We start from the raw sequence: 13,350 nt of genomic DNA, 5'->3' as shown, positions 1-13,350 counted from the left end.
AACACCACCTTTATAAAAAAAGAATAATAAATACTATTCAAGTAAATATTTTTTTAATATAATATATTATATATGGTATCATAAAAATGGGTATAAAAATAGATAGAGAGGAGATATTATGAAAAAAATACTAACTAAAATTGGATTTTCACTATTAATAATATATGTAATAGGTGCTTTGATTTTTTCTGTAATAACTTATCCAAATACATTTGTTCATGGCCAAAGAAAAGGACTTATGTTAAAATCAGATGCACTAATAAGAGAAAATGATGGAAGGGTACTAACTATAATAGGAAGAGATAAAAAGGAAGTTAAAATTTCTCCAGATATGTTTAGCTATAAAGAATCACTTAAAGAGGGAGAAAAAAATCAATCAAAACCAATTTTTATGGCCGATTTATTTCTTTACAAATCACAACTACACACCAGAATATAACTATACTTATAAAGAACAGGAATTAATAGATGTATTAACTAAAAGTAGCCTTTTTACTGATGCAAAAGAGCCTCAAGATGCAAAATTAGTTGAAAAAGATAATAAGTATGTAATTGAAGAAGAAAAAGAAGGCACTGTTTTAGATCAAAAAAAGACTGTAGAATCTGTTAAAAAAGCATATTTAGAAGGAAAGGATCAATTAGTTTTAGATGAAGAATATATTAAACCTAAAATAACTAAAGATGATCCAAATTTATTAAAGAAAAAAAGATGATGTAAATAAATTATTAACTTTAAAAATTACCTATGATTTTGGAGAAACAAAAGAAGAGTTAAGTGGAGATAAAATCTTGGATCTTTATAAATTCGATGGAGATAATTTTACGCCAATTCATAGTCAAGTATATGAATATTTAAGACAGTTAGCAATAAAGTATGATACCTACAGTCCTAAACAGGAGAGAAATTTCAAAACTAGTTCAGGAGAGGATGTAAAAGTAGTAGGGGGTATATATGGCTGGCAAATGGATGTTGAAGAATCTACTAACGAACTTATTGATACTCTAAATAAATTTGAGTCAAAAGAATTAGTACCTAAATATCTAATGGAGGGATATACGAGAGGGTTAAATGATATAGGGGATACCTATATTGAAATTTCTATTGATAGACAGCATTTATGGTTTTATAAACATGGAAAATTAATTACAGAAACTGACGTTGTAACAGGAAATCCTAGTCTTGGTGTATCAACACCAAAGGGAACTTGGAAGGTGTGGTCTGTTGAAAAAGATAGATCTTTAGTAGGTATAGTCCCTCAAGGAACAGCTGATTATTCTTCTCCAGTTGATTTTTGGATGCCTATAAATTGGGAAGGTGTAGGTATTCACAACTCTAGATGGAGAAAAGAATTTGGTGGCAATATTTATCAAAGTAATGGTTCTTATGGATGCGTAAATTTACCTTATGATCCTTGTAAAACTATTTATGAAAACATGGAAGTAAATATTCCAGTAGTTATATACTAATAATAATTTTGAAGGCTAAATTTAAAAAACCTAATCTCTTTTTTGAGATTAGGTTTTTTAATGTTTAGAAAAATAAATTTATGATTAATTTAGTTTATCTATCTGCTTTTAACTTATCTGCAATATTTTTTGCTAGCTTTTTAAGTTCTTCTATATCTGCTTCTTTTGCTGTACACTTAGCTTCAACAACGGGTTCAATTAGTTCATATTTTCCATCTTCAGCAAATTCTTTTAAAGATTTCACAGCTCCACCACTCCAACTATATGAACCAAATACACCTATAAGATGATTTTCTATTTTATTCATTCTTAAAGTATTTACTAAATTTGACATAACAGGGAACATATCATTATTGTATGTGCATGAACCTAGGATAACAGCTTTATATTTCCAAATTTCTGAAAGGATATATGAGTGATGAGTTTTAGATACATCAAATATTTTTATGTTTTTTATACCTTGTTCAGCTAGCTCTCTTGCAATAACTTCTGCCATAGTTTGAGTATTTCCATACATAGAACCATAGCAGATTATTACACCTTCTTCAACTTGATAGCTAGACCATTTATCATAAAGTTCAATTATTTTTCCTGGATTTGCTCTCCAAATAGGTCCATGAACAGGACAAACCATCTTAATATCAAGAGGACTAAGTTTTTTAAGAGCAAATTGAACTGATTTAGAGAATTTACCTACTATATTTGAATAATATCTTCTTGTTTCTGAATGATAAAAATCTAAATTTATTTCATCATCAAAAATAGTTCCATCTAATGCTCCAAAACCACCAAAAGCGTCTTGAGAAAATAAAGTCTTAGAATATTCTTCATATGATACCATAGATTCAGGCCAATGAACCATTGGAGTTGTATAGAAAGTAAGCTTTCTTGATCCAAGATCTAAACTTTCACCATCTTTTATTTCAACTAAATTATCAGTAATACCATAAAACTCATTTAAAAATTCAATGGTTTTTTTATTTCCAACAATTTTTACATTAGGATATAATTCTCTTATAGTTTCTATTGATCCAGAATGATCTGGTTCCATATGATGAACAACAAGATAATCTAAATCTCTATCACCAATTGCTTCTCTTAATTTAGTTGTAAAGTCTGAAACTTTTGTAATTTTGACTGTATCTAATAGAGCAGTTTTTTCTGCAACAATTAGATAAGAGTTATAAGATACACCATTCTCAAGTGGCCAAATATTTTCAAATAAATGAGTGTCTCTATCATTTACACCAACATAATAAAGAAAATCATTCATTTTTACTGATAATAATTTCATGACAATACCTCCTTCTTAACACTAATTATTATACTACAAACTATATTTATTTTCAAAATTACAAACTTGTTACATTTTCGTAATATTTTCCATTTTTATAATACTTAACTTAAAAATTATTTTGTAACCTTTTTGTAACCTCTAAAAATAAAGCTTTTAAAAGGCAAATAATTTTTTGAAAATTATATGAATTAATAATTATTGAACTAAAAAATTTAAAATTACATGTAAAGAATATAAATTTTATTGACTAAAATTTTTTAGCCATATAAAATATGTGTTGGAGGATGAACTATGAAAAACAATTATAAAAAAATTATATCTGGAGTATTTATAGCAACATCAATATTATTAAATACTGCAGGTGCAAGTAATTCAACTAATTTACATCTAAATGTAAATGATAAAAATTACTATAACAAGAAAGATTCTAATGGAGCTATTTTAACGTCTATTGAATCTAAATTTGATTCAGCGATTGCGACTTTATTAGCTTCTATAGAAAATAAAGATTTAATTTTTCAAGATGATATATCGGACACAAATGATCTAGATAGTTATGAGGAATTAACTTTTTTAGGCGGTCCAAAGACTGTCGATTTAAATATCTACGAAAAAGATAATTACAAGGGTAGAATATATGGTAAAGATAGATATGAAACTGCTATTAAAGCAATTAAAGACACTGGGAAAAATATAATTGTAGTTAGCGGCGAAAATAATATCGATATTTTATCTGCTGCATCTCTTGCAAAAAAAGAAAATAGGAATATTCTTTTAGTGAGAAAAGATTATATCCCTGAGATAACAAAATCATTTTTAAAAAAATATTGTGAAGGAAAAGATATAATATTTATTGGTGGAGAACATAGTATTTCTAGAAATGTAAAAAAAGAAATATTAGATATTACAAAAAATAATGGAAATATAGATAAGTTAACTCTTAGTGGAGATAATAGATCTTTAACATCTATAGAAATTGCAAAAAGATACAAAGACATTAAATCAATTGTTATATCAGATGGAGATGTTGATAAATCAACTATTCATTCTTCATTAAAAGCAAGCAAATTAAATTCACCTTTAGTTATTAGTAATAGCTATGATAATTTAGGTATCGATACTTCTAAACTTAATGATATTTATGATTATAATTTTAAAGATGTAAATGAAGCTTTAGAAATTTTAGAAACATATAAAGATAAATATAATTTATTAGATTTAGAAGCTAATCCTTTAGATGAAACAAGTTTAGAAGATTCTAATGAAGAAAACAAAGTTGAATTAAATGAAGTTAATAGTAAAGAAGTAGAAGAAACTGGTAAAAATATAATAACTACAGATAATGGAGATATTATAGATTTAGATAATAAAACAGTTACTTTTAAGGATGGACAAGTAAGAAAATACAAAAAAGTTATGAATTTAAGATCTACATCTTATGATATTACTGTAGGAACAACCACTAGAACTGGAACTACAGTACGTAAAGGCGTTGTCGCTGTTGATCCAAATGTTATACCACTTGGAACTGAAATGTATATTACAAATGATGATGATTGGCATGACTACGGATATGGAAGAGCGGAAGATACAGGTGGAGCTATAATAGGTGATATAATTGATGTATTTTATATGTCACCTGATGTAACTTATAATTATGGAAGAAGAAATGTAACAGTATATATATTTGAATAATTTTAATTGCCTCAAACTATTTTTAGTATGGGGCAATTTTTATGAAATTGTAATATTAGAAGCTTATTTTTCTGATATAATATAAGTGATAAATATATTGGAGGTAAAATAATGAAAAGAATAAATAAAATATTTGCTGGAATGATGGCTTTTACAATACTTCTTTCAAGTGTATTAGCTAACGAGGATAAAGGAATTAATGAAATGTGGGGAAAGCCAACTTTTGTATATGGTAAAGGGCTTTCAGATTCAGAGATAGAAAACACTAAAAAACTATTATCAATAAAAAATGATGAGAATATTAATTCGACTTACGTAGATGGAAAAGATGAATTAAGGTATCTAGTAAATGGTGTTGGAGATGACTCTCAGATGATTTCATCTGCTCTTGTACAAAAAACTGATAAGGGTGGAATAAAAATCGAAATCGTTACTAAGGAAAATATAACTCAAATTACTGAAAATCAGTATGAAAACGCAGCTATAACCGCTGGAGTTAATAATGTAAATATAAAAATAGCTTCTGTAAAAAAAGTAACAGGAGAGTCTGCTTTAGTTGGTATATTTAAGGCTTTCGAAGTAAATGGAGAAAAACTTGACAGTGAGAGAATGAAAGTGGCTCAAAATGAACTTGAAACTTCTAATATGATTGTTCAAGAAAACAAGAATAAAGAAGGCTTTGATGCAGCTAAATGGAATCAAGTTATTATAAATATTAAACAAGAAATCAGTAACTATTACAATGAAAATAAGGATACTGCAGATGCAAAGGAAGTTGAAAAGTTTATTACTGATTCTATTCAAAAATATGATTTAGAAAATACTATATCTGATGATCAAATTCAAAACTTACAAAAACTATTTGAAGACTATCAAAATACAGGAGCAGTTGATAGCAAGGAAGTCTTAGAACAGCTATCAAGTTTAAGTGCATCAATAGGAGAAAAAGCAGGAAAAGTATTGCAAGATGCAAAAGAATCTGGAGTTTTAGATAAGATATTAGGATTTTTTATGGGAATTATTGATGCAATTAGAAGAGCTATAAGTAAATAGTTAAATATAAAAAACCGGCAATTGCCGGTTTTTTAATTACATAGGTCTTTCAACTCTGCCTGATTTTAAACATTTTGAGCATACATTAATTCTCTTAGGTGAACCATCTACAAGTGCTCTAACTTTTCTAATGTTAGGAGACCATGATCTATTTATTCTTCTTTTTGAGAAAGTTTGTCTAACTCCAAACTGTTTTGATTTTCCACAAATTTCACAAATCTTTGACATCTATAAACACCTCCTATCAAAATTATAGGATAATTCCTAAATTACTTATTAATTATAGCATAAAATTATGTTTTTTGGCAAGACACTAAAAACATTATTATTCTTATTATTAGTACCATTTAAAATATATTTATAGTTTAAAACTCATTATTACCCTATATTTTTTTATTATTTGCATGTTATACTAGATTATATATTATAGGAAGGTGATATTAATGAAAAAGCTAAATTATTTTTTAAACACAGTACTAATTCTGTCTTTTTTATATTTTATTATAAGAACTGCTTATAATTTTTGGGAATATAAGACAAAGCCAGAATTATATATGGTAGTATCTGCACCCTGGTATTGTTATGGTGCTCTTAGTAGCTTCATCATTTTTTTATTAGTTACAATTATTTTTATAGTAGTAAAAGTTATTTTAAAAAATGTAAATAATAATAAATATTAATAAAATATTCATAAAATTGATAATTAGATTTTAAAAATTTGAATATTAAAGGATATATATATGTTGAAAAAATTTATTAATGATAGAGTTAGCTGGAAAAGAGTTTTATCTTTACTTATAATGTTTTTGTTTATTTTTATTTTAAGTTTTTTAATTATATCTTTTTGTATAGATAAATCTATACTAATATCATTTATGAATTTTAATATTAGAGGACTAGATCTGGTTTACTTTTTGATTACAGTAGCATTTTACCTTATGTTTAAAATTATTAGAGTTTTGCAAAAAAAATATTATCAAGGATTTTGTAAGGTAGTTTTAAATTTTTCTAATATAATTTTAATAATTTTTTTCTTACTATCATCTTTTATTTATATTATAAGACGTTCAAACTCAGTTTATTATACTTTTAAATCACCTGATAAAAAGCATACAATTATAGCAAAAGAGACATCAATATTACTTCTAGGCGAAGTAAGCCTTTATGAAAGAGAGAACCCTTTTTTTATTAAAAATCTTGATGCCTATATTTTACCAGATGATGGATACACTCCAATCTATAATAATGATTATAATATTAAATGGAATGAAAATAAATTTTCACTATCAGTATATGATGCTAGTGGTAGTAAAGATTGGATTTCAGTTTCTGTAAATCTAGAAAATAAAGATGTAAGCTATAAACATTCAAGATCTGATGAAATAAATGTTACAAAGCAAGATAAAGAGAATATAGAAGACAATATAAAGGATAAAGATAGTCTTAATCGTCAAAATATTTTAAATAATTTATCTATAAAAGATGCTATTAAAATCAATGATTCTCCTTATGGGATAATTATGGTTGATAAGGCTGGACCTAGGAATTTATGGTATTTTATTGAGTTTAAAGATAATAGAATGATTTATATTTCAGAACTTCCTGATAATAGTCCTATAGTAAATGGAAGTTTTGACTTAGAAGGAAATATAAATTTAAAGTTTGAAGATATAAATCAGAATATAAATAAATATATATCTAAAGATGGGGGTAAAACCTGGAGTAAAAAATAAATATATTTATCTGAATCTTGTAAGTAAAGTTATTATAAAATATAACATTTTTATATTGACAGTTTTAATAATATTTTTATAATTTTTATTATGATATATTATATGGAGGAAATAATGAATAGTTTAATATCAGCAGAAAGTACTTGGATCCTATGGGCAATTTTAGTATCTTCAGCTGCATTAGCAATAGTGCTTGAACAAAAGTATAAGTGGGCAAATAAAGTTACAGGATGTATATTGGCTTTACTTTTTATGTTAATTTTATCAAATTTAAATATAATTCCGACTCAGTCAAAAGTGTATGATTGCGTGTGGGATTATGTGGTTCCATTAGCTGTGCCTATGCTTTTATTTCACGCAAATATAAAAAAAATATGGAAAGGTTCTGGAAGAATGCTCCTAATTTATTTTATTTCAAGTTTAGGCACTTTGATAGGAGGATTTATTTCTTATATTATTTTAAAAGGATTTATAAATAATTTAAATGATTTAGTGCCAATGTTTGTTGGCACTTATACAGGTGGTTCTGTAAATTTCGTAGCTATGTCTACTATGTATAATGTAGCAGGGGATATAACCTCTGCTGCTTTAGTGGCTGATAATTTATTGATGGCCCTATATTTTTTTGTTCTTGCCTCACTTCCTGTTATGGTTTTTATAAAAAAATTTTATAAAAGACCTTATGAAGAAAAATTAGAAAAGCTATCTGAGAGCGAAAGATCTAATAATGATACAATGGCAGCAAAATATTGGGGAGCAAAAAATATTTCGCTAAAAGATATTGCACTTACAGTATCTATAGCTTTTGTTATAGTTGCTATATCAGATAAACTAGCTTTTTTAATTCAAGGTTTTTTTTCGGAAGAGAATGCACTTTCTAAGATTATTGGAGGATTTTTTGGAAATAAGTATCTTCTTATAACTACATTTACTATGATATTGTCTTCTACATTTTCTGACAAAATGGAAAAAATTCAAGGGGCACAAGAAATAGGTACTTTTTTAATTTATATTTTCTTTGCGGTTATAGGTTCTCCGGCATCAATTTCTTTAATTATTAAGAAATCTCCGCTTCTTTTAGTTTTTGCTCTAATTATTGTTGTATTTAATTTAATTTGGTCACTTCTTTGGGGCAAGATATTTAAATTTACAATAGAAGAAATTATTATTGCTTCAAATGCAAATATTGGTGGGCCAACTACAGCCGCTGCAATGGCAGTATCTAAAGGATGGGAAGATCTTATAGTTCCTGCTTTATTAGTTGGTACATTAGGATATGTAATTGGAAATTATTATGGAATATTAACTGGCATTATACTCCATTAATTGCTTTTATCATTTTTTATAATTTATATTATATAAAAAATCCAAACAATAACTTAGGGCTAGTGTTTGGATTTTTTTAAGTCTTATTTAACATGTAAAAGAAAAGAAGTAGAATATCATTTTATAATTTTATTTATTCGTTATCGTATGCATCAGCATTAGGACTTACTGTAATTGATCCGTTTGAAATAGAAACTGAATATGCTTTATCTTTTTTATAAGGATTATCTGGAAAAGATTGAATATATTTTTCATATTCAGCTTTTTTTTCGGTCTTAGTCCAAGTTGTATCAGCTGTTCCTGGGTTATCTGCAAGATACATAGCAGCTGCAGATTCTAAAACCCTAACATTTGATTTATGAGCAGCTATTTTTGCAGCTTTCTGTGACTCCATATATTTTGGTATAGCAATTGCAGCTAAAATTCCAATAATTGCTATTACTACTACTAATTCAAGCAAAGTAAATGCTCTTTTTTTAGATTTCATAAATAAAGTCTCCTTTTAATTAATTTTTTATTTAAATATATTATACTTCTTATTCTAAAAAAATCATAGTGTATAAATGATTAGTAAGTGCAAATTTATTTTTTACAATATTAATTTAAATATATTAAAACTAACGTTTAAAGTAAATTAAAATAATTTTTATAATTAATAATAATTGTAACTTTATATATTTTAATAAAATTTATTAAGATATTTTATTTTTTGCAAGAAATCAATAATATTGTTATAATATCTAATATAAATAAATTTTGTAATGGAGGATAAAATGACTTCAAAATATGTAAATAAATATGGAATAATAAGTATAGCTGATACAGTTGTTGCTCAGATAGCTTCAGAAGCAGCTATGTCCAGTTATGGTATAGTTGGCCTAGCATATAGAAATGCGGGTGATGGACTTTTAATGTTACTTAAACCTGAATATATGTCTAAAGGCGTGAAAATAAAAGTTGATGGTTCAAATGTGTTTGTAGATTTAGATGTAATATTAGAATATGGTGTGAAAATAAAAGTTGTTACAGAGAATATTATCGATTCTGTTAAATATAACATTGAAAACAAAACAGGTTTAAACGTTGTTTCAGTAAATATTTATGTTCAAGGTATTAGAAATTAGTTGAGGTAGGTATGGATAAAGTTAAGAAAAACTATATTGACAGTAAGCAGCTTGTTAGAGGATTTGAAAAAGCTGAAAAAATTTTAGAATCAAAGAAAGAAGAGGTAAATAGTCTAAATGTATTTCCAGTTCCAGATGGAGATACTGGAACAAATATGCTTCTAACTATAAAATCAGCTTTAGAAAATATTAAGAAAAAAGAACATTTAACTGTTAGCTCAGTGTTTAAAGCTGCAAGTGATGGCTCACTTATGGGAGCCAGGGGAAATTCAGGCGTAATCCTATCACAGCTTTTACGTGGTTTATATAATGGATTAAAGGATGAAAAAGTTATAGGTGTTAGAGAATTAAATCAAGCTTTTCTAGAATCCAAAAAAGTTGCATATAATGCAGTTATGAAACCAACTGAGGGAACAATCCTAACTGTTGCTAGGATGATTAGTGAATTTTCTAATTATCATCATAATAATTATGATGATCCTATAGTATTTTTAAAAGATTGTATTGATGAAGGGAATAGAGCTTTAAATTTAACTCCTACAATGTTAAAACAGCTTGAAGAAGCGGGAGTTGTTGATGCTGGAGGTAAGGGTTATCTACTAATATTAGAGGGATTATACACTGGAATTCTTAATGAAGAAGAAGACTTTGCTATAGATATAAGTAATTTTGATTATTTTTTAGATAGTATTTTGGATGATAATAAAGGAAAGTATAATTATTCTATCTATTTAAATCTTGCAGAAGAAATAGAATCTGTACAACTAGATGAAAATTTTTCTAAAATATCAAAAGCGAATATAAGTGCTAGTGGAAATGGAAAGAGTAAAGTATTTATTTTAACAGATGATCCTGCAAAAGTAATAGAAGATGCCTCAAAGTTAAGTATAATTGAAAATTCTGAAATTAAATACTTAAAAGATATTAGTGGTAAAGAGCTTAATGAAAAATCTAAAATAGAACAGAACGTTCATTATGATAATGCTTTTATAGTAGTATCAAGTGGCAAAGGAATTGATAAGATTTTTACTGATTTAAGTGTACAAAGAATAATTTCTGGTGGACAAACTATGAATCCTTCAACAGAAGATATATTGAAGGCAATTGAGTCTATTGATGCTGACAATATTTTTATATTGCCAAACAATAAAAATATAATTTTAAGTGCAAAACAAGCAGCTTCTATGACTAAAAAATTAGCATATGTTATTGAAACTAGAACCATTCCTGAAGGAATATCTGCAATTCTATCTTTTAATCCAGATGACAATTTAGAAAATAATTTAGAAAGCATGAAAGATGCAATTAAAGAAGTAAAAACCTTAGAGTTCACTTATGCTGTAAGAGATTCTGAAAATAATGGAATTTTTATAAAGAAGGATGATTTTATAGGTATTCACAAGGGAGAAATTATTAGATCAGATAGAAATTTAAATAATTGCGTTATAGAAACATTAGAAAAAATAGTTGATGAAGATGATTATTTGATGACTATTTTCTATGGAGAAAATTTAAAGAAAGAAGAAGCAGAAAAAATTGTAGAAAATATAGAAAATGTTTTTGAAGATTTAGAGGTAGAATTAGTCGCTGGGGGCCAGCCAGTATATAGCCTTTTGATTTCAATTGAATAATTTACAGGAAATAAAAGGACTTGGACCTAAAAAAGAGAAGTTATTGAATAGCATAGGAATATATAATAAGTTAGATCTTATAAAATATATTCCTTTTGACTATTTAGATTTAAGAAAAATTTACACACCATCTACTCAAAATATTGATAGTACTATTTGTTTAAAAGTAAAGATTATGAGCATTGGAAAAACTAGCTTTTTCAAAGGGAAAAATAGAACTAAACTAGTTTCCTTATGTGATGATATACAAATTGATCTTATATACTTTAATGACAGATTTACTCCAAGATCTTTTGTACTAGGGGAAGAATATTATCTATATGGCAAATTAAAATTTAATAATAATAGATATTTTTTAAATAACCCTAAGAAAATAGAAGAAGCAAATTTAAAGATTATACCAAAATATAGGACTAAGAAAGGCCTAAACCAAAAAGATATTTATAAATTTATTATAGAATGTCTTAATGATATAGATATTAGTGAAAGTCTTCCATCAAAATTAATAAAAAAATATAATTTTCAAAGTAATTATGAAACTTATAAGAATCTTCATCTTCCTGATAATTTTGAAAATATCATTAAGTCTAGAAAAAGACTTAATTATGAAGCTTATTTATATAATTTGTTGAGCTACAAATATTTTAATTTCTCCAGTAAAAAAATAAAAAATTCTCTAATTAATGTTGATAAAAAGAAATTAAAAGTTTTTTTATCTAACCTTGAATTTAACTTAACTAAGTATCAACAAAAGGTACTTAATGATATTATCAAGGATCTTGAAAGCAATTTTTCGATGAATAGGCTAATACAAGGAGATGTAGGAAGTGGTAAGACTATTATAGGAATAATAGCTTCATATTTAGTTTTAGAATCTGGATTTGACTGTGTATTCATAGGACCTACAGAAACGCTAATTACACAGCATTATAATAATTATAAAAACCTTTTAAAGAAATTTGGAATTGAGTCATATTTATTAACTGGATCCACAGCTCTAAAAGAAAAAAAATTAATTAAGAATAATTTACTTTCTAATAAAGCAAAAATATTATTTTCTACTCATGCTGCTTTTGAGGAAGATGTAGCTTTTTATAATCTTCAATTAGCTATAATAGATGAACAGCATAAGTTTGGAGTAAGGCAGAGAGCAAAGTTAATTGAAAAAAATCCAGAGCTTAATTTAATAGTTATGAGTGCAACTCCAATACCCAGAACCCTATCTTTATTTCTATTTAATGAAGAGAACATTTCTGTAATTGAAGGATTTCCATTAGGAAGAAAAAAAATAAATACAATAGTACTTGATTATAGCTATGAAAAAAAAGTTTTTGATTTTATCGTTAATAATTCAAAAAAAGGCAACAAGACCTACATTGTTCTTCCATCAATTGATGAAAGTGATGATAGCGATTTAAATTCTGTTCAAAGTATATATAAAAAATTTACTTCTTATACTGGTCTTGAAGCTTTTATACTTCATGGGAAACTTTCAGCAGATGAAAAAAACAATGCAATAGAAAATTTCAAGAAAAAAAATGGCTCAGTTCTTATTTCAACGACAGTAATTGAAGTTGGAATTGATGTCAAAGAAGCAAGTTTAATTGTAATTTACAATTCAGAAATGTATGGTTTAGCTCAGCTTCATCAGCTAAGGGGAAGAGTAGGTAGGGGAAAAGTTGAATCGACTTGTATTTTACTTTTAGATAGAAATAAAAAAACAGCTTTTAAAAGAATGGAAATTATGAAAAATTCTACAGATGGTTTTTATATAGCTGAAAAAGATTTGCAGCTAAGGGGTCCAGGAGATATTTTAGGAACAAATCAAAGTGGAATTCAAAGTGAGATAGATATAATCAGTATGGAAAATAATAAGCTATTTGAAGAGGCTAGACAAGACGTTGATAAAATAATTTCTGACGATCCAAGACTTGAAAAGGAAGAAAATAGCATTTTAAAAGGTGAAATTATAAAATCAATGGATGTAGATTTTTTAAAAAGATTAAATTAAAAGGAGAAAGATG

The 13,350-nt window shown here is 26.4% G+C and carries 12 protein-coding genes; 9 read left to right on the top strand and 3 right to left on the bottom strand.

Annotated features, from left to right (window positions below):
* The first annotated feature begins 118 nt into the window (after positions 1 to 118).
* Together VLK81_RS06555 and VLK81_RS06550 are read left to right on the top strand one after the other, a co-directional pair.
* Complete coding sequence (locus VLK81_RS06555; RefSeq protein WP_324619853.1) at positions 119 to 439, top strand: hypothetical protein; 321 nt, start codon at positions 119 to 121, stop codon at positions 437 to 439.
* 350 nt (positions 440 to 789) lie between these two features.
* Positions 790 to 1,467 carry a L,D-transpeptidase family protein gene (locus tag VLK81_RS06550; RefSeq protein WP_324619852.1) on the top strand — a complete coding sequence of 226 codons (678 nt, stop codon included), beginning with the start codon at positions 790 to 792 and terminating at the stop codon, positions 1,465 to 1,467.
* Between the two features lie 94 nt (positions 1,468 to 1,561).
* Here VLK81_RS06550 and VLK81_RS06545 read toward each other — a convergent pair whose 3' ends face one another.
* Positions 1,562 to 2,761 (bottom strand): FprA family A-type flavoprotein, encoded by a 1,200-nt coding sequence (locus VLK81_RS06545; protein ID WP_324619851.1) that lies wholly within the window; start codon positions 2,759 to 2,761, stop codon positions 1,562 to 1,564.
* A gap of 294 nt (positions 2,762 to 3,055) precedes the next feature.
* On the opposite strand from VLK81_RS06545, the gene VLK81_RS06540 reads away from it, so the two are divergent.
* Together VLK81_RS06540 and VLK81_RS06535 are read left to right on the top strand one after the other, a co-directional pair.
* On the top strand, positions 3,056 to 4,459 hold the full coding sequence (locus VLK81_RS06540; protein ID WP_324619850.1) for a cell wall-binding repeat-containing protein: 1,404 nt from the start codon (positions 3,056 to 3,058) through the stop codon (positions 4,457 to 4,459).
* Between the two features lie 111 nt (positions 4,460 to 4,570).
* Positions 4,571 to 5,512: a DUF1002 domain-containing protein gene (locus VLK81_RS06535; protein ID WP_324619849.1), complete on the top strand. Its 942-nt coding sequence runs from the start codon at positions 4,571 to 4,573 to the stop codon at positions 5,510 to 5,512.
* Positions 5,513 to 5,548: 36 nt separating this feature from the next.
* Here the strand turns inward: VLK81_RS06535 and rpmB are convergent, their stop codons facing one another.
* A complete protein-coding gene (gene rpmB, locus VLK81_RS06530; protein ID WP_324619848.1) occupies positions 5,549 to 5,740 on the bottom strand; it encodes a 50S ribosomal protein L28 in 192 nt (63 codons plus the stop codon).
* A gap of 512 nt (positions 5,741 to 6,252) precedes the next feature.
* Here rpmB and VLK81_RS06525 point away from each other — a divergent pair.
* Positions 6,253 to 7,245 carry a hypothetical protein gene (locus VLK81_RS06525; protein WP_324619847.1) on the top strand — a complete coding sequence of 331 codons (993 nt, stop codon included), beginning with the start codon at positions 6,253 to 6,255 and terminating at the stop codon, positions 7,243 to 7,245.
* A gap of 114 nt (positions 7,246 to 7,359) precedes the next feature.
* Positions 7,360 to 8,571 (top strand): DUF819 family protein, encoded by a 1,212-nt coding sequence (locus VLK81_RS06520; RefSeq protein ID WP_324619846.1) that lies wholly within the window; start codon positions 7,360 to 7,362, stop codon positions 8,569 to 8,571.
* 133 nt (positions 8,572 to 8,704) lie between these two features.
* Here the strand turns inward: VLK81_RS06520 and VLK81_RS06515 are convergent, their stop codons facing one another.
* Positions 8,705 to 9,058, bottom strand: a complete 354-nt coding sequence (locus VLK81_RS06515) for a type II secretion system protein (protein WP_324619845.1) — start codon at positions 9,056 to 9,058, stop codon at positions 8,705 to 8,707.
* Positions 9,059 to 9,344: 286 nt separating this feature from the next.
* Here VLK81_RS06515 and VLK81_RS06510 point away from each other — a divergent pair, with 286 nt between their 5' ends.
* Genes VLK81_RS06510 through VLK81_RS06500 form a run of 3 tightly spaced genes read left to right on the top strand, consistent with a single transcriptional unit; the run spans position 9,345 to position 13,337 of the window.
* On the top strand, positions 9,345 to 9,695 hold the full coding sequence (locus VLK81_RS06510) for an Asp23/Gls24 family envelope stress response protein (RefSeq protein WP_324619844.1): 351 nt from the start codon (positions 9,345 to 9,347) through the stop codon (positions 9,693 to 9,695).
* A gap of 11 nt (positions 9,696 to 9,706) precedes the next feature.
* Positions 9,707 to 11,326 carry a DAK2 domain-containing protein gene (locus VLK81_RS06505; RefSeq protein WP_324619843.1) on the top strand — a complete coding sequence of 540 codons (1,620 nt, stop codon included), beginning with the start codon at positions 9,707 to 9,709 and terminating at the stop codon, positions 11,324 to 11,326.
* Complete coding sequence (locus tag VLK81_RS06500) at positions 11,319 to 13,337, top strand: ATP-dependent DNA helicase RecG (protein WP_324619842.1); 2,019 nt, start codon at positions 11,319 to 11,321, stop codon at positions 13,335 to 13,337. The genes VLK81_RS06505 and VLK81_RS06500 overlap by 8 nt, the downstream gene beginning before the upstream one ends.
* The last annotated feature ends 13 nt before the right edge of the window (positions 13,338 to 13,350 follow it).

The organism is Citroniella saccharovorans (assembly GCF_035481615.1).
Classification (GTDB): Bacteria; Bacillota; Clostridia; order Tissierellales; family Peptoniphilaceae; genus Citroniella; species Citroniella saccharovorans.
The sequence above is the reverse complement of the archived record's forward strand: the minus strand, read 5'-3'. Positions and strand labels throughout refer to the sequence as shown.

Excerpts from the sequence above, each read along its gene's own strand:
- VLK81_RS06520 (WP_324619846.1), top strand. The coding sequence starts at position 7,360 with ATGAATAGTTTAATATCAGCAGAAAGTACTTGGATCCTATGGGCAATT.
- VLK81_RS06555 (WP_324619853.1), top strand. The coding sequence starts at position 119 with ATGAAAAAAATACTAACTAAAATTGGATTTTCACTATTAATAATATAT.
- VLK81_RS06535 (WP_324619849.1), top strand. The coding sequence starts at position 4,571 with ATGAAAAGAATAAATAAAATATTTGCTGGAATGATGGCTTTTACAATA.
- VLK81_RS06540 (WP_324619850.1), top strand. The coding sequence starts at position 3,056 with ATGAAAAACAATTATAAAAAAATTATATCTGGAGTATTTATAGCAACA.
- VLK81_RS06545 (WP_324619851.1), bottom strand. The coding sequence starts at position 2,761 with ATGAAATTATTATCAGTAAAAATGAATGATTTTCTTTATTATGTTGGT.
- VLK81_RS06505 (WP_324619843.1), top strand. The coding sequence starts at position 9,707 with ATGGATAAAGTTAAGAAAAACTATATTGACAGTAAGCAGCTTGTTAGA.
- VLK81_RS06525 (WP_324619847.1), top strand. The coding sequence starts at position 6,253 with ATGTTGAAAAAATTTATTAATGATAGAGTTAGCTGGAAAAGAGTTTTA.
- rpmB (WP_324619848.1), bottom strand. The coding sequence starts at position 5,740 with ATGTCAAAGATTTGTGAAATTTGTGGAAAATCAAAACAGTTTGGAGTT.
- VLK81_RS06515 (WP_324619845.1), bottom strand. The coding sequence starts at position 9,058 with ATGAAATCTAAAAAAAGAGCATTTACTTTGCTTGAATTAGTAGTAGTA.
- VLK81_RS06510 (WP_324619844.1), top strand. The coding sequence starts at position 9,345 with ATGACTTCAAAATATGTAAATAAATATGGAATAATAAGTATAGCTGAT.